Consider the following 21,198-nt stretch of genomic DNA (forward strand, 5'->3'; position numbering starts at 1 on the left):
GTATCATGAAAAAATCGATCATCATAAGTTTGTCTGTGGGATTGATGCTGACGGGCATTCTCACTTCCTGTAACAAGGAGATCGGAAGCCTGAATGGCGCCAGCATGGACGATATGTCTGAAAATCCCTCCCGCCTTGAATTGAACAATATGGTAGTGGGCTCGGAAGCCGGCATGAGAACGCAGATCGGCCTCTATCTCGATGCTGTTGGCGTCATGGGCCGTGAAGTATATCGTTTCTCCGGCGCTGAACCCAGGTACACTACTGAGCTGCTGGGAAAAAATGATCTAACGTTAACGAACAACGTTTTTTACCTGAGCAATCCCTGGAATGCACGTTACAGGGTTGTGAAGAATTGCAATATCATTATCGCAGGCGCCACCAGGTCCACACTCATCACAGACAGGCAGGAAAAAGGATATACAGGTTTTGCAAAAACCATTAAAGCCTACCAGTTGTTGCTGAACCTGAATTATACAGAAGCGAATGGTATCAGGGTGGATGTAGCTGACCCGGATAAACCAGGCCCTTTCTTATCGTATGAACAATCCCTTACAGAGATTGCCAAATTGCTGGAAGAAGGCAAAACAGAAATAACAGAAGGTGAAGCGGCTTATACGCTTTCAGCAGGGTTCGATAACAGAGGTGGTGGCATTCTCAAATTCAACCGGGCCATCGCTGCCCGCGTAGCTGCTTACAGGAAAGACTGGCCCGGGGTGCTCACCGCATTGAATGAATCATTTTTCAATCTGGATGGTGATTTTTCGGAAGGGTTCTATCATGTGTTCTCCACTGGTCCCAATGATCAGACGAACCCATCGTATTTCCCACCCAATAATACCGGTGAAGCCAGGCTGGCGCATCCTTCCTTTCTCCCTGCCCTGAATGCATTCAATGCAACAGATGCACGCAAGAGTAAGGTAAGACTGCGCACTGCAGCAGAATCCTCAGACGATCTGACCGGCACACATGATCTCGCATTGTTTGCAACCAACACTTCTCCAATGGCGATCATCCGCCAGGAAGAACTGATCCTGCTCTATGCTGAAGCAAAGGCCAACCTGGATGAGATCACGGATGCAAAAACAGCCATCAATAAGATAAGGACCAAACATGGTGGTGTGAACTATTCTGGCGACGATACCAAAGAAGCCCTGATCACTGAAAATCTTTTACAAAGAAGGTTCTCATTGTTGTATGAAGGACATCGCTGGATAGACCTGCGTCGATACGGAAGATTGGCGGAATTGCCGCTGGATCGCACCAACGATACAGTTTTTGAAAGAATGCCAAAGCCACTTACAGAAGGTCAATAATTTAGATGCCTCTTTTAATTGCGGCCCCGTTTCTTAAAGAAGCGGGGCTTTTTTTATATCTTAGAACCTGGTACTTAAACTGTCATCTTTTACAGTTCAGTATCTCCTTTGTACAGTGCAGCATCAGGCTTTGTTTTCTTGTCTGACTGTGAGATCCTTTTAAAACACATTCGATCATCCAAAAAACCTTTCCACATGAGACCTTTACAGCTATTCAATTCTTGCTAAACACACCGGCTTTCTCTCACGTAAAGACTCCCATCTTTTTATAAACCCCTTTCCGTATTCCTGTGCCATCACACGGGCAGCACCGCTATGCCTGCATGTGATCCTTTTTAAAACACATTCAAAAACAAAAGTTACTCCAACATGAGACATCTGCTCAAACACGCAGTGCTTGCCATGATTTGTATGGCGCTGCCAACGCTGCTACTGGCTCAGTTCAGCGTTACAGGTACAGTAACTGACGCCAGCAACAACCCGTTGCCGGGCGTATCAGTAAGAGTGAAGAATTCAAACATCGGAACATCCACTGATGTATCGGGAAGATTCACCATCACGGTCCCTTCCAAAGGAGCCACACTGGAAATTTCTTCCGTAGGTTACAAAACGCAATCCATCCAGGTATCAGAGAATGCTGCTCCGCTTTCCATCAAAATGGAAGAGGATGCGGGCAGGCTGGATGAAGTGGTGGTCACAGGTCTGGCCACCAGTGTAAAAAGAAGGAACCTCGCCAATGCCATCGCTACAGTATCCAGCAAAGACCTTGTAGGCACTGCTCCTGCACAGACATTCGATGCAGCGCTGAATGGCAAAGTGCCCGGCGCACTCATCAATGCCAATTCCGGCGCACCCGGTGGAGGTATCTCCGTGAAGCTGCGTGGCGTTACTTCTATCTTCGGCAATACACAGCCACTCTTTGTGGTGGATGGTGTGTTCATCGATAACACCGCAACACCTGCTGGTCTTAACTCCGTTACAGCTGCAGCGAGAGGTGGAAATTCATCCAACCAGGATAATCCTTCCGGCCGTGTTGCTGACCTTCGTTCAGAAGATATCGAGAACATTGAAATACTGAAAGGTGCTTCCGCTGCTGCCATCTATGGGTCGAAAGCTGCTGCCGGTGTGGTGATCATCACTACAAAGCGCGGTAAGTCAGGTAAAACGAAACTCACGCTTTCACAGGATATCGGCTTTGTGAAAGTGCGCAAATTGCTTGGGCAGAGATCCTGGACGGAAGAACGTGCTGCAGAGCTCGGGCCCGTTGCACTTGCAGATTTCCAGGAAGCGAAAGCAGCCGGAAGAATGTACGATTATGAAGAAGAAATGTTCGGCGAAACAGGGCTGACTCGTAATACAGGTCTCAGTCTCGTTGGTGGTAATGAAAGAACGAGTTTTTTCCTTTCCGGTGGACTGAAAGATGAAGAAGGGATCGTAAAAAAAACAGGCTATGCATACAAAAGCCTCCGTGTGAATGTTGATCATCGCATTACAGATAATATCAAAGTGGGTGTATCAACCACCTATATCAACTCTGAAGCCAATCGGGGATTGACGAATAACGATAACAACTCTGTCTCATACGGTGTTGCTCTTTCCGCCACTCCCAATTTTACTGAGCTGCACAGAAATGAACTGGGATATCCCGATAATAAATACACTGCATCCAATCCGCTGCAAACAAGGGACCTGGCCAATAACTCGGAAAAGGTGAACCGCTTCATTACAGGTATAACCCTCGATGCCATCCTGCAAAAATCAGACATGTCAACAACAAGATTCATTGGCAGGGGCGGTTTTGACAATTATACATTGAAGACCAGCGCCTATTTTCCCAATGAGCTGCAGTTCATGCAAACCGCAGAAGGTACATCGGTTCAGGGCTATGCAAAAAGTCTGAATTATAATGTTATCCTTTCACTTGTGAATAATTTCACTCCCTCCGACAAATTCAATCTAACCTCTTCTGCGGGTATTACGCAGGAGAATGGTGATTTCGATAATATTCTCAACGTGGCCAGCAAGTTGATTGCAGGCCAGCCGAATGTAGACCAGGCCGGCGCTCTATCGCCTACACAATTGCGGAACAAGTTCCAGGACAACGGCATCTTTCTCCAGGAAGAAGCTACGCTGATAGATGCCATTACCCTCACCGGCGGTGTGCGGCTGGACCGCTCTTCCAACAATGGAGACGCCAGCAAGTTCTATTTCTATCCTAAAGCTGGTTTGAGTGTGAACCTCACCAGGATGGACTTCTGGAAAAGTCCTCTGTTCGATAACCTGAAGCTGCGCGTTGCTTATGGACAGGCGGGCAATTTCCCTGCTTTCGGCAGCCGCTTTGAATTGATGAGCATCTTCAATATCGGTGGTAATGTGGGATTGTATCCGGCAATTGCGCGCGGATCAAAAAATATCGAACCTGAAAGGACTTCCGAACTGGAAGCAGGTTTTGATGCGAGTATCCTGGGTGGAAAATTGAACCTGGAGTTCACGGTATATGAAAAACGGATCACTGATTTCCTGCTGCAACGTGCGCCTGCTGGTTCCTCTGGTTTCTCGCAGCAATTCGTGAATGCAGGTAATCTCCGAAACAGGGGAATGGAAGTCAGCCTGAATACCACACCTGTTTCCAACAGGAATGTGCGCTGGAATTCCATTGTGAATTTCTGGTTCAACAGGTCAAAGGTCACCAAACTGAATGTTGATCCTGTAGTGCTGGGGGTATTCGGTACCAGCCTTGGTTCTTTCAAGATCGAAGAAGGCAGGCCTGCTACACAGATCGTTGGTGCTGCAGGTTCGCCCGATAATGTAATCCCTATCGGAGATGCAGAACCGAATTTTCAAATGAACTTCCTTAACGAAGTTACTTTCCTGAAAAATTTCAGCTTACGTTTCCTGTTGCACTGGAAAAATGGCGGCGACAATATCAACCTTAGCCAGTTGCTGACCGACCTCAGCCTTACCTCTCCGGATTATGATGATGATGGTGGCACCAAAGGCCCCAACCGTGTTGGCCGTTTCGGCGACACTTATGCTGATGTATATACGCAATCTGCATCCTACCTGCGTTTGAGGGAAGTAGGGCTCTTTTATAGCTTCAGTAAGATGCCCACATCTGTTATCAAGGGACTGCGCATTGGAGTATCCGCCAACAATTTCCTCACTATTACCAATTACGATGGGTATGATCCTGAAGTATCCAACTTCGGAACAGGGTTTTCCACCAATGTGGATGTGATGCCTTTCCCTGCATCCAAACGCGCCACATTTCATCTCACCATCGATTTCTAAAAACAAAAAATGATTATCATGAAAAAATCATTCATCATATATTTTGCTGCAGGCATGTTGATAACAGGCTTGTTTTCGTCCTGCAAAAAAGAGATCGGCAGTTTGAACGGGCCGGAGATAGAAGACCTCACAACAAATCCTACCAGGTTCCAGTTGAATAACGTGGTGATCGGAACAGAATCCGGTATCCGTACAGCGCTCGATTTCTACCTGGATGCAGTAGGAGTGGTGGGGCGCGAAATGTATCGCTTCGCTTCTTCAGAACCCCGTTACGTACAAAGCCTGATGGGAAAAGACGGACAGGGGCTCGACAATAATGCTTTCTATCTTACCAATCCCTGGAATGCCCGCTATCGCGGCGTGAAGTCCTGCAATATCTTGATTGAGGGCGCTACCAACTCAACCAGCATCACTGAAGAACAAAGGAAGGGATATTTGGGATTTGCAAAAACGATCAAGGCTTACCAACTGCTGCTGAACCTTAACCTTACCTACACCAATGGTATTCGTGTGGATGTTGCAGATCCTGATAATCCCGGGCCGTTTTTGAATTACGATGAATCGCTGAAAGCCATTTGGGATATGCTCAATGAAGCGGCAACTGATTTCAACGGATCGGTGATCGAGTATACTTTGTCTGAAGGGTTCTTTTATGGCAGTTCGTCTCCTGCGAAGCCAACAGTTGCTCAGATGATCCAGTTCAACAGAGCTATAGCCGCCCGGGTAGCTTTGTACAGGAAAGACTGGCCCGGTACGCTTACTGCACTCAATGGCTCATTCTTTGATCTTAACGGTGATCTGAAAAGGGGATATTATCATGTATTCTCCACCCGCCCGAGTGATCAAACCAATCTGGCTTTCTTCCGTCAGAATGCTTCTGGTGAAGTAAGGGTGGCGCATCCTTCTTATGCTGCCGATATTATTCCGGGAGACGACCGCATTTCGAAAGCAACCCTGCGCACCAATCCTGCATCCGCAGATCAGCCTGCCCTGGTAAGCAATCGGGATGTATGGGTATATACATCCAACCTGGCGCCTATTCCCATCATCCGTAATGAAGAACTGATCCTGATCTATGCAGAGGCAAAGATCCATATGCCTTCATTGCCCGATGCGATAGTGGCGCTCAACCGGATCAGATCGGCACATAACCTTACTCCCTATGCCGGAGCGATCAATGAAAATGCGTTGATCACCGAACTCCTCTACCAGCGCCGTTATTCCCTTTTCTTTGAAGGACACCGCTGGATGGATGTTCGCCGGAACGACAGGCTGGCCACCCTGCCCAATACGAGACCCGGGGATACTATCTTCGATAAATTCCCCATTCCCCTTACAGAAGGCCAATAATTTATAGTTTATCCCCATATTTGCTGCGCCCCGCTCTTTTTACAGAGCAGGGCGCTTTTTTATTTTCCGCTTTTCTGGCATTCGCCTATTTTTGCCCCCGTTTTCCGGAGGCTGTCTCCAGGAAGCTAAACTCACACAAATTCTGTTATGGTTGATGTATTATTAGGCCTTCAATGGGGTGATGAAGGAAAAGGAAAGATCGTAGATTATTTCGCTCCTCAGTATGATATCATTGCACGTTTTCAGGGTGGGCCAAATGCAGGGCACACACTGTATGTGAACGATAAAAAAGTAGTACTGCACCAGATCCCTTCAGGCATCTTCCATGCAAATACCCTCAACCTCATTGGTAACGGCGTTGTGCTGGATCCCGTGATCTTCAAAAAAGAATGTGATACCGTTGCCCAGTTTGGCGTTGACTTCCGCAAAAATCTTTACATCTCCGAAAGGACCCACCTCATCCTCCCTACGCACAGGGCACTGGATAAAGCCTCTGAGCTGTCCAAAGGCAACGATAAGATCGGATCAACACTCAAAGGGATCGGACCTGCCTATATGGACAAAACAGGCCGTAACGGCCTTCGCGTAGGTGATCTCCTGGATAAATCCTTCACCACACAATATATCAAGCTCCGTTTGAAGCATGAGAAAATGCTCAACAGCCTGAACTTCCATGAAGACATCACCGCCTGGGAAGAAGAGTTCTTCGAGGCTATCGAATTCCTGAAGACATTCAAGATCGTGAATGGTGAATACTTCATCAACGAAAAGCTGAAAGAAGGCAAGACCGTTCTGGCTGAAGGCGCCCAGGGCAGTATGCTGGATGTGGACTTCGGTACCTTCCCCTTCGTTACTTCTTCCAACACCATCTCTGCCGGCGTTTGTACCGGTTTGGGTGTGGCTCCTCAAAAGATCAGGGACGTGATCGGCGTAACCAAAGCGTATTGCACACGCGTGGGTAGCGGTCCTTTCCCTACTGAACTGCACGATGCCACCGGAGAAGAGCTCCGCCGTATTGGCAATGAGTTCGGTGCAACTACCGGCCGCCCACGCCGTTGTGGCTGGATTGACCTGGTAGCCCTCAACTTTGCCTGCATGGTGAATGGCGTTACCAAACTGGTGATGACGAAGGCCGATGTATTGGATGCTTTTGATGAATTGAAAGTATGTACTTCCTATAAGATCAACGATAAATCGGTGAAAGCCGTTCCTTTCCAAATGACCCGCCTGGCTATCGAGCCCGAATACAAGGGATTCAAGGGATGGAAAACCGATATCACTGCATTGCAATCTGCTGCCGCCTTGCCGGTAGTGATGAAAGACTATGTGACTTTTATCAATGACTATCTTGGAGTTAAAGTTGCCTGGATCTCAAATGGTCCCGGCCGCGATCAATTGATAGAAATTTAGTAGTTTCATAGCATAATCTTATCAGGGTTTTTAATGATCAGCCGATCAGGTATCCCACTAATGAAATAGTAGTTAAATTATTATTTTTGCCGGTATTTTTTTGTTTGAATTGCATGTGTATCTTAACAGCATATACGTGTGAGCGGGCGGGGAAATCCCAGGTGCTTTTACCTTAAAAAAAATTCAAAAAAAGTTTGGCGAATTAAAAACTTCGCGGAATTTTACAACTCAATCTTACCAGACAATGGCAGCAAAATCTGACAAGGAAAAAAAGACTGGCGGAAACCCTGCACCAAAGTCTTCTAAGGAACTTCCTAAGAAAGAATCCTCCAAACCCAAAAAAGAGGATGATGATGAGGATGATGATTTTGAAGATGATGAGCTGGAAACGCCCAAAGCCGCTAAGAAAGCTGGCGGTAAAGCAGCAGCATCCAAGAAGAAATCCTCCGACGATGAAGATGATGAAGAAGATAGTGATGACGATGATATTGATGAGGTGGATGACTGGGATAAAGTAGAAGAAGACGAAGACTGGGATCCGGACTTCGAAGAATTCGATCTTCCCAAATCCAAGACCAAGAAATCAGGCGGCGGAACCGGTGGCGGTGGAAAAAAATCCGCCAAAGACGACGACGACGATCTCGGATTGGATGATGAATTCAAAGACATGGATCTCTTCAACGACAGAGGAGGTTTCGACGACGATGATGACGACTTCTAAGAGAAGATTCAAATCTTTTCCAATAACCGATTTTCGGCTAACTAAAGCACAAATGTTGAACTGGACCTACCAGTTCGACATTTGTGCTTTTTTAGATAATCACCAATACCAGGGCGAGCATCATTCCTATGAGTGCCTGCTCGGCGCCGGTGCGCTTCACCGCCTGGAATGCAATGCTGGCAACGCTTTTGAACAATTGCAGAAAATGCATGCGGAGCATGGCGACTGGCTTTTCGGGCATCTCGGCTATGATCTCAAAAACGAATTATTCCCGCTTACATCTGAGCATCCCGATCCGATTGGTTTTCCGGATATGTTCTTCTTTGTACCCGAAGTAGTGATACTGCTGGGAAAGGATACCATTCATATCGGTGTTCACGATGATGATCATGCGAAAGTGTGGGACGCCATAATCAATCAGCCTTTTGCAGGTTGGATAGGGGGCCAATCACCCTTTCAGACCTGGCAGCGATTTTCGAAGCCGGAGTATATTGGTATTGTCGAACAACTGAAGCAACATATTCTTCGCGGGGATTGCTACGAGATCAATTTTTGTCAGCAGTTCTATGGTGAAAATGTTAAGCTCATTCCATTGAGATTGTATGAAGAGCTTTGCAATACATCTCCCAATCCTTTTTCCGCCTATTACAAATGCATCGATAAATACCTGCTTTGTGCAAGTCCTGAAAGGTATCTCAGGAAGGAAGGCAATCGTTTATTGAGTCAACCCATCAAAGGCACCACGCCTCGCCATAAGTTTGATGCCAGCCAGGATGAACAACGCAAGGAACAATTGCAGCAGAGCGCCAAAGACCGCTCTGAAAATGTAATGGTGGTAGACCTGGTCCGCAATGATCTGGCAATGGTTTGTGAGGAAGGCTCCGTTCAGGTGGATGAGCTCTTCGGTATCTATAGTTTTCCCCAGGTACACCAGATGATCTCAACCATCAGTGGCACCCTGCGAAAAGACCTCAGTTGGGTGGATGCTATCAAAGCTACTTTCCCGATGGGCTCTATGACGGGCGCGCCTAAGCGCAGAGTGATGGAGTTAATTGAAAAATATGAAGCAGTAAAACGCGGTATCTTTTCCGGAGCTGTAGGCTATATCACACCCGATGCTGATTTCGATTTCAATGTAGTGATCAGGAGTATCCTCTATAATGAAACCACCGGCTACGTTAGTTGGCTGGCAGGTGGTGGCATCACCTTCTACAGCGATCCACAACAGGAATATGAAGAAAGCCTGCTGAAAGCAAAAGCGATCAGGCAGGTTTTGGGAGAAGTGGAGAAGGAATCTTTCCGTGAAACGGAGGCCCGCTGGAACAATCCGCAGAACGACCAATAAAATGGGTGCACCCGGAGGCACACCCATTATAGTTAATTCTGTAATTCCTTATTACTTCACCTGGCTCGATACACTGGATCCGCTCAGCAGCAACTGTACGGATTCATTCAGGATCACGTATTTGTTGGTCATGAACAATTCCATTTTCTCGGCAGGCAACTTCAGTTCGTAAGCATTGTCTGCGCTCGCCATCTTTTTATCGAAATCAGGATTGTACCTGTTGAAGGTATTCATATCCATCAACACGTGTTTGGCGATGCAGGAAGAATGGTACTTACCGGAAACGTTCAGGCTTTTGGAACTGGCCAGTTCATCTGCGCTGAGTTTACGGTTCAGCAGGTAAGTAGCTGTTACACCCATCTGCTCCCTGGCTTCTTCCTTGGTGAGGGTGGTAATACCTCCCTGGCCCTCGAATACGTAATGTGTTCCGATGAACTTCTTCACGTGCGTACGGGATTCAGCAGGCAGGTAATACTGGAGGTCCCAGAAATTACGGCTACCGCTTTTCCTGATGGCTGAGTACACATTGCCGGGCCCGCCATTGTAGGCGGCAATCACCAGGAGCCAGTCGCCGAACTCTGTGTACAGGTCTCTCAGGTATTTGGCGGCGGCTGTGGTGCTTTTATAATAATCTGTACGTTCATCCTTGCCCTTGGTCACTTTCAGTCCCAGTACGCGGGCTGTGCCCGGCATGAATTGCCAGGGGCCAACGGCGCCTGCCCAGGAAACTGCTGTACGTTTGAGCTTGGATTCTATTACGGCGAGATACTTGAGCTCCGTGGGGAGACCATAGCGGCTCAGGATGCCATCCATCATATTGAAGTAAGGGCGACCCCATTCCTTCATCTCCAGCAGGTCTTCACCATGCTTATCCATATAATCCTCCACGAACTTAATGGCCCTGGGGTTCAGTCGTACTTCGGCTGATGTGGTGCCTCCTGCTTCCTCATCGAAAAGATTGCTGAAACCTCCGCTTTTTGGGGCGGTGGAATCAGCCATTCCGGGGAGGAACAGGCTAGTCTCCAATACAAAATGATTGGAGCGTGGCTTCTTCTTAACGGCATCCGTTGTTGAAGCCATAGTAAACCATACCAGACAAAGTAAACTGGCAAAAAATAGCTTTCTTTTCATCATCATTTGTTTGAGGCACAGAAATGCGACCCTACAGGTATGGATTCAAGAGTTAAAGATGATGTTTTTAATAGGATAGAGAATACAAGTGGTTCAAAAGGATAGGACGAAAAAAAATCGGTGCAGAGAACTCCGGGGGTCGAGCGTTTAGGCTTTTCATGTTAACCGGCGAATCTGTACCGCTGCATCCACTGATGGGATAACTGGAGCAAAGATAACTCGCAGAATCGGTTTGTCATAATCTGCAACCCATAGGGCATGCCATTACTGTGCCAAAAAAGCGGGATTGAAATACCGGGAATACCGGTCAGGTTGGAAAAAACTGTAAAAATGTCAGCCAGGTACATGGCGATGGGGTCGTCCATTTTCTCACCGATCTTAAAGGCGGTGGATGGAGCCGTGGGGAGAATGAGGGCGTCGAACTGGTTGAATACCAGATTTGTTTTGTTGACCAATAGTTGACGTACCTGCTGGGCCTTCGTAAAGTAGGCATCGTAGTATCCCGCACTGAGAACGAAGGTTCCCAGCATGATTCTACGCTTTACTTCCCAGCCAAAACCGTCAGAGCGACTGGCTTTATAAAATTCAATTAAATCTTGTTTTTTATCCACATTGGCCCTGAAACCGTACTTCACCCCATCAAAACGGCTCAGATTGGAGCTGGCTTCGGCGGTGGTGAGCACATAATAGGCCGGAACGATATAGTCGAGATACTCGAAGTCAACGGGGCTCACGGTGTGGCCATCTGTTTTGAGTTTCTCTATGAGGCTGAGGATATTCTCTTTGATCTCGGGATCCAGTGCAGGACTTTCCAGGGCTTCCCTGAAATATGCGATCCGCAAGGGTTTGGGGGCTGCTTCATCCGTAATGGAAGCAGCGGGAGGAATGGCTTCTTCAGTAGCTGTGGAGTCGAAATCATCGGCTCCGGCAATCACTTCCAGGACTGCCGCCACATCGGGTACGTTCTGGCCAAAAATACCGATCTGATCAAAGCTGCTCGCATAAGCGATCAGTCCGTACCGGCTCACCCTTCCGTAAGAGGGTTTCAGTCCAACCACCCCGCAGAAATCTGCAGGTTGTCTTACCGAACCTCCTGTATCGCTGCCGAGGCTGGCCATACAGAGCCCTGCCTGAACGGCAACGGCTGAGCCGCCGGAAGAACCACCGGGAACGCGGCTTTCGTCCAGTGCGTTCAATACTTTGCCATAAGCAGAGTTCTCATTGGTAGAGCCCATGGCAAACTCATCGCAATTAGTAACACCAATAATAATGGCGTCTTCCGCGAGAAGCCGCTCTACTGCAGTGGCGCTGTAAACGGCATTGAAGTTCTGCAGGATCTTAGAGCCAGCAGACACTGCATGCTGTTTGTAACTGATTACATCTTTGATGGAGATTACCACGCCATGTAATTTGCCTAAAGGCTTGCCTTCCTTACGGGATTGGTCAAGCGCGGCAGCTTTCCCCAGTGCCTCTTCAGCAAAAACCTGCGTGTAGGCATTGAGGTGACGACGTGATTCTATAGCCAATAAAAAATGCTGAACGGCCTCTGTACAGGTGACAGAACCATTCAGCAGATCAGTATGATATTGTTGTATCGAAGTATACGTAAACAAGCGAAACCACCGGTTTTGAGCACAAAACGGTTAAAGGATCAACCGGAAATAGGAGTGACGTTCAGAAATTATTGAGCAGAGGTTGCTTTCTTATCCTTTTCATTCATGCCTTCCTCGATCTCTTTCTTCACGTTGTTCTTGGCATCGTTGAACTCACGGATACCCTTACCGATACCACGCATGAACTCAGGGATTTTACGACCGCCAAACAGGATCAATACCGCTAAAATGATCAGGATCCACTCAGTACCACCCGGCATTGAAATCAGCAACAAATTGGCATTTAATAACATGATAAACTATTTAAGTGATTTGAACTACGAAATTACAGCTTTTACTTAAGCAAAATGGAAAAAAATACCCGGAGCCGTGATTGGGGGAATAGGTAAGCAGGGCTGGAAAACAAACCAGCGCGGGAGAATCTTAGTTGGGCTTTTGTGGAATGGATTGGGCTTTGGTGCTGAACCGGGCTTCTTCGCTTATGTTTCCAGAGCTCTGCTTACCTATTCCCCCAATCACGGCTTCCCACCCTGCAAGGGGGCAGTATAATGAAGCTCCTCCGCAATATTCCTTATTAAATTGTTGGAATATTTGAGACTGAAAGGTAAGCTGGTGCAGATTTATACAGTTCTGCCCTGATTGCAATAACTCGGGAATGATGCACTTTTCCCCATCCTTCTTTTTAAATCAAGGAAAATCCGGTTGAACTGGCTTGCCATGGTGCATGAGCCTGTTCCAAAAATAGATGATGTAAATATGTTTAGGATGCCTTTGACTGCAGGGGATTTCTGTTACACCGCCCGGGGATTCATGCAGCAGGTGGGATGGTCTGTGCCGGCCTTCAAAACATAAGCGAAGAAGTTCAATAGAATTCCCTAAGCCCAATCCAACAATACAATAGCCCAATAAACATCCTCCTGCGCCGTTATGTTTTACAGCCGGCACAGACCATCCCCTGTTGCTAACAAAAACAACAGAGGAATAAAAAAAAGAACCTGCCACAACGGGCAGGCTCCACCATATTTAAAATAAGCTGAATTATTGGAACTATGCTTTCGCAGCAGCGCCAGTGAGAACGCGTTTTTCCTTGATCCTCGCACTCTTACCGCTACGCTCACGGAGGAAGTACAGTTTAGCACGACGAACACGACCAGTTTTGTTCAGGTCGATAGAATCAATATTGGGAGAGTAGATAGGGAAAGTTCTTTCTACACCTACACCATCGGAGATCTTGCGTACGGTAAAAGTTGCAGTTTGAGCAGTGCCCTGGCGTTTGATCACATCACCACGGAAGCTCTGGATACGCTCTTTACCACCTTCAATGATCTTATAGTTAACAGTGATATTATCACCTGCTTTGAATTTCGGGAATTCTTTCTTTCCGGTCAACTGTTCGTGTACAAATTGAACTGCTGCGTTCATGACTTCTAAATTTAAGGGAGGCAAAGGTAATGAGAAAAACCGTAATTCGATCTATATTCTGCTTTTTCTTCTGAATTAATTCCGGCCACACTGCGCTACGGCTTCGGTTCTACCTCTGTATCAACCCGTTGTTATATAAATTATTGTTTAAATCTTTTTCTTATCTGGCTACATTCACGGCTCTCTTTTCCCTGATCACGGTCACTTTGATCTGACCAGGGTAGGTCATTTCTGTCATGATCTTCTGAGCGATCTCGAAAGAGAGTTTATCAGAATCGGCATCGCTTACTTTTTCTGCTTCAACGATCACGCGGAGCTCACGGCCGGCCTGGATGGCGTAGGCTTTCTCCACACCCTGGTAAGCCATCGCGAGCGCTTCCAGTTCCTTGATACGTTGCAGGTATTGTTGCATGATCTCGCGTCGTGCCCCTGGTCTTGCGCCGCTGATGGCGTCACAGGCCTGGATGATGGGCGCGATCACATAAGCCATTTCCATTTCATCGTGGTGGGCGCCGATGGCGTTCACTACTGCCGGATTTTCACCGTATTTCTCTGCCAGCTTGGCTCCGAGGAGGGCGTGGCTTAATTCGGTTTCTTCATCAGGGACTTTGCCAATATCGTGCAGGAGGCCTGCGCGTTTGGCAAGCTTGGGATTGAGACCAAGTTCTGCAGCCATGATTCCGCAAAGATTGGCCACCTCGCGGCTGTGCATCAGCAGGTTCTGGCCATAGGAAGAACGGAAACGCATCTTACCAACCAATCTGACCAGTTCCTTGTGTAATCCGTGAATACCCAGCTCGATCACGGTACGTTCGCCGATCTCCATTACCTGTTCTTCGATCTGGCGACGGGTTTTCTCAACCACTTCTTCGATACGGGCCGGGTGGATACGGCCGTCGGCTACCAGGCGCTGAAGGCTGAGGCGTGCAATTTCGCGGCGAAGCGGGTCGAAGGAAGAAAGAATGATCGCTTCCGGGGTGTCGTCAACAATCAGGTCCACGCCTGTAGCGGCTTCGATGGCGCGGATATTACGTCCTTCGCGACCGATGATCTGACCTTTTATTTCATCACTTTCCAGGTTGAAAACAGTAATGGAGTTTTCGATAGCCTGTTCTGCTGCTGTACGTTGAATGGATTGGATGATGATCTTGCGGGCCTCCTTGTTGGCTTTCTGCTTGGCATCGTCAATAATCTCCTGCTGCAAAGCCAGGGCCTGCGTATGTGCTTCCTGTCTGAGGCTCTCTACCAATTGTGATTTTGCTTCATCGGCGGTGAGTCCTGCGATCTTTTCAAGTCTGCGGATATGTTCTTCCTGGTGCTTTTCAAGTTCTGTCCTCTTCAGGTTAACAACTTCGATCTGGCGGTTCAGATTATCTTTTATAGCGTCGTTTTCCTTGATCTGCTTCTCTGTCTGTTCTACTTTCTGATTGATGCTCTGCTCTTTCTGCCTGATCCTTCCTTCTGCTTCGTTGATCTTCTTGTTCCTTTCAAGTACCTCTTTATCGTGTTCTGCTTTCAGTTGTACAAATTTCTCCTTGGCTTCGAGCAGTCTTTCTTTTTTCAGGTTCTCCGAGTTGGTCTGGGCGTCTGCGAGGATCTTCTTTGCTTGTGATTCAGCATCTTCTATTTGCTTCTGAGTGTTCTTGGCGAAGATGAATTTACCCGCTACAATACCTACAGCTAGCGAGACTCCTCCAATTATATAGGTTAATGCATCCATTTTGTTTAGAATGTTTTATTAGTTCTACCATATTATATGACCCCGATATGTATAGTAATTTCTCCATACGTGAGGCTAATGTGCGAAAGTAAGGAAATTACGGAATGATTCCCGGAACTGAACATTAGAAGGGCAATAATTGTTAGCCGGCCCGGCGCGCCGCAGCCCTATTCCCATTAATTTTGCGGTACACTAATGCCTGTCCTTTATGAGATTCCCCGCTCTTACCAAACGTAGTATAGCATTGCTGGCGGCCACTTTGATACTGTTCACCGCCTGCAAGATCACGCTTTTGTCCACCTATGACCAGGTAACGGACAATGTGCTGTCTGAAATGCAGCAGTCCACCACCGCTTTTTTTGTCAGGTACGAAACAACACCTTCGGCCCCGGAGCTGAAATACCAAAACCAGCAAGCCTTCTATCAGGGGCTCATGACCAGCTCCCGAACGCTCCGGATCCGCAACAGCGCCGTCGAAAAGAACCGGCCCATGATCACCATGCTGGATCTGCTGGACGAAAATATCCTGCTCATGGATTCCCTGCACAAGCAAAAACCGGATGGCCTCCTGGCTCCCCATGATGTGCGCCTGCTCAAAAGCGCATTCGAGAGTCAGTACACTGCCATGTTCAAATTTGTGATGGCGCTCAAAAGCAGGGCTGCCGCACAGTAACCTTATACATTCATCCCTATACATCAACCAACCATGAACCTCAATATTTCCAACCTGGTCAAAGACATGCTCAATGCAGCCAGACCCATTCTCAACGATTACTGGAAAGAAGTCAAGCCCTATGTTGAAAAGGAAAGTAAGGCTTTTGCTCAAAACCTGGCGATGATCGCCAAACTGAAACTGCAGGGAAAGATCACCCGCGAAGAAGCGCTGCTCCATATCCAGATCCAGCGGAACTCGTACCGGGCAGTATTAACCGCAGTGGAAGGGCTGGGAATCCTGATGGTGGAAAAAGCGCTCAATGCTGCAATCGGCGCCATCAGGAACGCAGTGAACACTGCCATTGGATGGAGTTTGCTCTAAGCCCCTCAAGGAACTTCAACCGCCAAACATTACCTTTGCGGGGAAGCCTATTGGAGTTAATCACAATATATCAATTCACGGATGACAATTTCTTATAACTGGTTACACGAATACCTGCCGGCAACTATTGAACCTGAAAGATTGAGCAAGATCCTGACTTCTGTTGGACTGGAAGTGGAAAGCCTTGAAAAATATGAAAGCCTGAAAGGAGGGTTGCAGGGCCTGGTAATTGGTGAAGTGCTTACATGCGAAAAACATCCCAATGCCGATAAATTATCTGTTACCACTGTAAATACCGGAAGTGGGGAACCGCTTCAGATCGTTTGTGGTGCACCGAATGTTGCTGCCGGTCAGAAAGTGATAGTGGCTCCCGTTGGTGCTACCATCTATCCGACAGGTCATGATCCCATCACCATGAAAGTGGCAAAGATCCGCGGGGTGGAAAGTCATGGAATGATCTGCGCAGAAGATGAGATCGGGTTGAGTGATAACCACGCCGGCATCCTGGTGCTTCCTGCGGATGCCAAAACCGGTATGCCTGCCGCCAACTATTTCCAGCTGTATACAGACTGGATCTATGAGATAGGCATCACACCCAACCATATGGATGCGATGAGCCATATTGGTGTTGCACGTGATGTATGTGCTTATATGAGCCATCACGATAAAAAGGATTTTCGCGTGAAATCCCCGTCTGTGAACGCTTTCAAGGCTGATAACACCAGTCTTCCCATTACTGTGGAGATCGAAAACAATGAAGCCTGCCAGCGATACAGCGGTGTATCGATCTCAAATATCACTGTGAAGGAAAGCCCTCAGTGGTTGCAGGATAAACTGCGCGCTGTTGGTCTTCGACCCATCAATAATATTGTAGACATCACCAATTTTGTACTGCACGAAACAGGTCAGCCATTGCATGCTTTCGATGCAGTTGCCATCACAGGCAATAAGGTGATCGTAAAGAACCTTCCGGAAGGAACTCCCTTTATTACACTGGACGAGAAAGAAAGGAAACTGAGCGCTGAAGACCTGATGATCTGCAATGGTGCAGGTGAAGGAATGTGTATCGCCGGCGTATTCGGTGGTATCAAAAGTGGTGTGAAAGAAACCACTACCAATATCTTCCTGGAGAGCGCCTGGTTCAACCCATCGGATATCCGCAAAACATCTTTTCGTCATGGTTTGAGAACAGATGCTGCTGTGCGTTTCGAAAAGAATATCGATATCAGCAATACCGTGAATGCGCTCAAACGCGCTGCACTCCTGATCAGGGAGCTGGCAGGAGGAGAGATCAGCTCTGAGCTGGTTGACCTCTATCCACAACCGAAGGAGAAAGCAGCGGTGCAATTGAAATACCATTTCCTCCGCAAGCTGAGTGGTAAAAGCTATCATTTCGATTCCGTGAAGAAAATACTGGCCAGCCTTGGCTTTGAAGTGATAAAGGAAGGAATGGACGATCTCTGGATCGCGGCGCCATACTGGAAACCTGATATCACCCTTCAGGCCGATGTGGTGGAAGAGATCATGAGGATAGACGGACTGGATAATATCGAGATCCCTGCCGCTATTACACTTTCTCCTTCAGTGGAAGCCGACCGCTATAAATATCTCTATAAAGAAAAAGCATCCAACTATCTCGCATCAGTTGGGTTCAACGAGATCTTCACCAACTCCATCACCAATGCCGCTTACTTCGATGAAGCGGACCTCGGCAATGCAGTGAAGCTCCTCAATAATCTGAGTGCTGTACACAATATCATGCGCCCCTCCATGCTGGAAACCGGGCTGGAAGCCATTCTGCACAATCTCAACCGGAAGAACCAGGACCTCCGGTTCTTCGAGTTTGGTAAAACCTATTCCACATCCGGCTCCGGCAAGTATGAAGAACATGAACATCTTTGTGTGTACATTACCGGTAATGTGGAAGAGCAAAGCTGGAAATCCAAAGCTGTGGCTGCAGACCTCTATCACCTGAAGGGTATCGTGGCAAGGATATTGCAACTCTGCGGAATAAGCAAGGTGAACTGGAAAGCGGCGGAAGACAATACTGCTGCAAAAGGAAAACTGGTGAATGCCCTGCAGGTGCTGATCGGGCAGGATGTGATCGCAGAACTGGGAATGGTGAGCAATACTGAATTGAAACGTTTCGATATCAAACAAGCCGTTTTCTATGCAGACTTCGACTGGGAGCAAATGCTGAAGTTCATGGCTAAGCAGGACCTGAAAGTAAAAGAACTGGCCAAACAGTTGCCGGTGTACAGGGACCTGGCTATGATCGTTCCAAAGGCCCTGGCTTATGCCGAAGTGGAGAATGCTGTAAAGAAAGCGAAGCTCGACAAGCTCCAGCGCATACAGTTATTCGATGTTTTCGAAAGTGAAAAGATCGGTTCCGATAAGAAATCACTCGCCATCAGCTTTACTTTCCTGGATGAAGAAAAAACATTAACGGACAAGGAGATCGATGGCATGATGAACAAGATCATGGACGCCCTTGAAAAAGACCTGAAAGCCGAGATCCGGAAATAGTTTAAAAATTTATCCCATGTCGCAGACAGAGTCATTGAAACGGTTCAATGAAAAATTGCAGCTTGTGGTGCAACAGTACCAGGCTATGCAGCGGGAGAATGTCCGGTTGCAAAAGGAGCTTCAGGATCTGAAAGGGAAGGAGGAGCTGCATGTATCGCAGATCTCTGAGCTGGAGAATAAGGTAGCGGCATTGAAGATGACGGCCGGTCAGGTTGAAGTAACTGACAGGAAAGAATTGGAGAAAAAGCTGAACCTCTACATCCGGGAGATCGACCGGTGTATTGCCATGTTGGGAGACTGACCGATTGTTTATACCCGTTTTACCAGGCGCATTTTTTGTTCGTCCTCGCCCTGGGATAGTTCAAGTGTGTATACGCCATAAGGCAGGTCGTTGAGGCCTTTCCAGGTTACAGTGTTATCGCCCTTGGGAACATTGGCCTCCATTCGGCTGCATTCTGCGCCTTTTTCATCTCTGAGGATGGCCCGGAGGCTGGAACGGATGGGAGCTACTAACTCGAACGTAAGGACGTCGATGAAAATGGAAGATTTGACTTTTGCTAACATGGTAGGTCGTTTGGTTTTGGGATTTGAAATCATAGAATACGGGATCCAATTGTCTTTGCCTTAACCATCCAAAACGATCCAAAGTTGGTCCTTAATACATGAAAACGTCCGTTGTGAATACCGTGTGGATAAATATAGAGCACCTATTTCAAATTTGCAAGCAATGGAAGAATTAATTCCAATAAATGTTGTGATAGGCGACAGAACCTATCGGATACGTATATCCCCTGTTGATGAGGAAGTGGTCAGAAAGACTTTGAAATTGATCAACGACAAGATCGTCGAGTTCAAGACCAATTTTGCAGGTAAGGATATGCAGGACTATGTTGCGATGGTGATCCTCTGGTATGCCACACAACAAAAAGCGGCCGGAAACCAGCCGCTGATTGATCATGAATCGGAACTTCAATTGTCCGCCATGGAAAAAATGTTGGATAAAATATTGTCTTCTGAAAGCTGAGCCGGATTATTGATGGTTCACCAATGCGTCTGAGTCTATCTTGATCTTGAAAGGGATTTCCTGTCCCATCGTTTCCAGTTTACCCTCGCCTTCCAGGTTGAGTTTTTTCGCCTTAATAAGTCCTGAAGCAGTCTCCATAGTGTATTCGCCCTTGAGGAGCCCTTTCAGGTCCATGTTCATTGTCATGCCACCCTGCTGCATTTCGCCGCTGCGGCCAACAGTTCCGCCGAAGGAAACAGTAGCATCGGCTCCCTGGATGGAAACCACTCTGTAGTTGAGTACGTATTTGGCATTGGTCTTTGGATCTGTGAGGCTGTCAATCCAGGTATCTCCTGTTTTGAAGGTCTTGCCTGCAGGGATATTGGCGATGATCTCCAGGCTGGTTCCCACCTTGCTCATGCTTTCACCCATACCGCCGCCCATATCGTTCATGATATCGCTGGCAGGGTCCGCTTTTTCATCACTGGCAGTGATCATTCCTTTTTTGTCTGTTGTAATATTTACAGGAGTACTGAGTTTTCCGCTGAATGCTTTGCCGAACTCGCTGTCTGCATCTTCTTTCTTATCCGAATCATAGCTCATGGTCTGGGGGCCTGCCTGCATGTCCATCACCACGCGTGTAAGGATAGTATTGAGTTTGTTTTCTGTAGCGGTAACATCGGTTACGCCTACTTTACTGGTGAATTTATAATTGTTCACCATATCCATGGACTGGCCCATCATTTCCATGGTCATCACCATTTTCATGGAACTGGTGGATTCGATCTGCTGGCCTTTCTTGAATTCGGCTTTACGGGAAATGGTTTGGGCAGAGGCAGCTCCCGTGATCAATACTGCTGCAATGGCGATGAATTGTTTCATACAAATCTTTGATTATTTAGTAAGGTTAGTCGCGCGGACGCGATCGATATTGCAAATGAAGGCTAAAATAATTTATTGGGGAACAGAAATAGGAGCGCCGGAAGAAATTTCATGCGGGCGGGCTGTAAAAATCAATTTCTGAAAATAAGAAAATGGAAGGGGGGTAATCTGCGCATGTTCATCAGTCTTTCCAGTTTTACAGGTTTGTAAAGCATTTTAGGAAAGGATGTGATCCGTGCTATTTCAATGAGATTGTTTTTGGCAATGGCATCGGATGCGAGAATACGACGGCAGAGTTGTTCGTGATGGTCCAGCAGGGCCAGCTCTTTCGACTGACTGTCGTTCAGTAATACTTCATAATGTTTCAATTGATACACCCGCATAAAACTGGCTTTTGCCTGATGCTAATTTCGGTTTAATAACAGAGATTTC

General features: G+C 47.3%; 19 protein-coding genes. 11 read left to right on the plus strand and 8 right to left on the minus strand.

Annotated features, from left to right (window positions below):
* Positions 1–5: 5 nt before the first annotated feature.
* The 6 genes from D9Y29_RS18355 to D9Y29_RS18380 all read left to right on the plus strand — a co-directional run bounded on the left by D9Y29_RS18355 (position 6) and on the right by D9Y29_RS18380 (position 9,433).
* Complete coding sequence (locus tag D9Y29_RS18355; RefSeq protein ID WP_127130919.1) at positions 6–1,316, plus strand: RagB/SusD family nutrient uptake outer membrane protein; 1,311 nt, start codon at positions 6–8, stop codon at positions 1,314–1,316.
* A gap of 369 nt (positions 1,317–1,685) precedes the next feature.
* Positions 1,686–4,607, plus strand: coding sequence for a SusC/RagA family TonB-linked outer membrane protein (locus tag D9Y29_RS18360; RefSeq protein ID WP_241237977.1), 2,922 nt, complete (start codon positions 1,686–1,688; stop codon positions 4,605–4,607).
* An 18-nt stretch (positions 4,608–4,625) separates the two neighbouring features.
* A complete protein-coding gene (locus D9Y29_RS18365) occupies positions 4,626–5,957 on the plus strand; it encodes a RagB/SusD family nutrient uptake outer membrane protein (RefSeq protein ID WP_241237978.1) in 1,332 nt (443 codons plus the stop codon).
* A 147-nt stretch (positions 5,958–6,104) separates the two neighbouring features.
* Complete coding sequence (locus D9Y29_RS18370; protein ID WP_127130923.1) at positions 6,105–7,367, plus strand: adenylosuccinate synthase; 1,263 nt, start codon at positions 6,105–6,107, stop codon at positions 7,365–7,367.
* A gap of 244 nt (positions 7,368–7,611) precedes the next feature.
* A complete protein-coding gene (locus D9Y29_RS18375; protein ID WP_127130924.1) occupies positions 7,612–8,088 on the plus strand; it encodes a hypothetical protein in 477 nt (158 codons plus the stop codon).
* 52 nt (positions 8,089–8,140) lie between these two features.
* Positions 8,141–9,433, plus strand: a complete 1,293-nt coding sequence (locus D9Y29_RS18380; RefSeq protein WP_127130926.1) for an anthranilate synthase component I family protein — start codon at positions 8,141–8,143, stop codon at positions 9,431–9,433.
* A gap of 51 nt (positions 9,434–9,484) precedes the next feature.
* Here D9Y29_RS18380 and D9Y29_RS18385 read toward each other — a convergent pair whose 3' ends face one another.
* The 5 genes from D9Y29_RS18385 to rny form a co-directional block, all read right to left on the minus strand.
* Complete coding sequence (locus tag D9Y29_RS18385; protein ID WP_164735472.1) at positions 9,485–10,513, minus strand: lytic transglycosylase domain-containing protein; 1,029 nt, start codon at positions 10,511–10,513, stop codon at positions 9,485–9,487.
* Positions 10,514–10,725: 212 nt separating this feature from the next.
* Positions 10,726–12,177 (minus strand): Asp-tRNA(Asn)/Glu-tRNA(Gln) amidotransferase subunit GatA, encoded by a 1,452-nt coding sequence (gatA, locus tag D9Y29_RS18390; RefSeq protein ID WP_127130930.1) that lies wholly within the window; start codon positions 12,175–12,177, stop codon positions 10,726–10,728.
* 68 nt (positions 12,178–12,245) lie between these two features.
* Positions 12,246–12,470 carry a Sec-independent protein translocase subunit TatA/TatB gene (locus D9Y29_RS18395; RefSeq protein ID WP_127130932.1) on the minus strand — a complete coding sequence of 75 codons (225 nt, stop codon included), beginning with the start codon at positions 12,468–12,470 and terminating at the stop codon, positions 12,246–12,248.
* 754 nt (positions 12,471–13,224) lie between these two features.
* Positions 13,225–13,599, minus strand: coding sequence for a 50S ribosomal protein L19 (rplS, locus tag D9Y29_RS18400; protein ID WP_127130934.1), 375 nt, complete (start codon positions 13,597–13,599; stop codon positions 13,225–13,227).
* Between the two features lie 160 nt (positions 13,600–13,759).
* A complete protein-coding gene (rny, locus tag D9Y29_RS18405; protein ID WP_127130936.1) occupies positions 13,760–15,319 on the minus strand; it encodes a ribonuclease Y in 1,560 nt (519 codons plus the stop codon).
* 208 nt (positions 15,320–15,527) lie between these two features.
* On the opposite strand from rny, the gene D9Y29_RS18410 reads away from it, so the two are divergent.
* The 4 genes from D9Y29_RS18410 (at position 15,528) to D9Y29_RS18425 (ending at position 19,182) form a co-directional block, all read left to right on the plus strand.
* Positions 15,528–15,992, plus strand: coding sequence for a hypothetical protein (locus tag D9Y29_RS18410; RefSeq protein WP_127130938.1), 465 nt, complete (start codon positions 15,528–15,530; stop codon positions 15,990–15,992).
* Between the two features lie 33 nt (positions 15,993–16,025).
* A complete protein-coding gene (locus D9Y29_RS18415; protein WP_127130940.1) occupies positions 16,026–16,355 on the plus strand; it encodes a hypothetical protein in 330 nt (109 codons plus the stop codon).
* Between the two features lie 81 nt (positions 16,356–16,436).
* Positions 16,437–18,881 (plus strand): phenylalanine--tRNA ligase subunit beta, encoded by a 2,445-nt coding sequence (pheT, locus tag D9Y29_RS18420; RefSeq protein ID WP_127130942.1) that lies wholly within the window; start codon positions 16,437–16,439, stop codon positions 18,879–18,881.
* A 16-nt stretch (positions 18,882–18,897) separates the two neighbouring features.
* Entirely contained in the window at positions 18,898–19,182 is a 285-nt protein-coding gene (locus tag D9Y29_RS18425) for a hypothetical protein (RefSeq protein WP_127130944.1), read from the plus strand.
* An 8-nt stretch (positions 19,183–19,190) separates the two neighbouring features.
* Here D9Y29_RS18425 and D9Y29_RS18430 read toward each other — a convergent pair whose 3' ends face one another.
* Positions 19,191–19,445, minus strand: a complete 255-nt coding sequence (locus D9Y29_RS18430) for a hypothetical protein (protein WP_127130946.1) — start codon at positions 19,443–19,445, stop codon at positions 19,191–19,193.
* Between the two features lie 163 nt (positions 19,446–19,608).
* Here D9Y29_RS18430 and D9Y29_RS18435 point away from each other — a divergent pair, with 163 nt between their 5' ends.
* Positions 19,609–19,905 carry a cell division protein ZapA gene (locus tag D9Y29_RS18435; protein ID WP_127130948.1) on the plus strand — a complete coding sequence of 99 codons (297 nt, stop codon included), beginning with the start codon at positions 19,609–19,611 and terminating at the stop codon, positions 19,903–19,905.
* Between the two features lie 6 nt (positions 19,906–19,911).
* Here the strand turns inward: D9Y29_RS18435 and D9Y29_RS18440 are convergent, their stop codons facing one another.
* On the minus strand, positions 19,912–20,766 hold the full coding sequence (locus tag D9Y29_RS18440; protein WP_127130950.1) for a DUF6263 family protein: 855 nt from the start codon (positions 20,764–20,766) through the stop codon (positions 19,912–19,914).
* Between the two features lie 131 nt (positions 20,767–20,897).
* A complete protein-coding gene (locus D9Y29_RS18445) occupies positions 20,898–21,149 on the minus strand; it encodes a hypothetical protein (protein WP_127130952.1) in 252 nt (83 codons plus the stop codon).
* Positions 21,150–21,198 lie beyond the last annotated feature (49 nt).

Source organism: Pseudoflavitalea rhizosphaerae (assembly GCF_003991355.1).
Lineage (GTDB): Bacteria > Bacteroidota > Bacteroidia > Chitinophagales > Chitinophagaceae > Pseudobacter > Pseudobacter rhizosphaerae.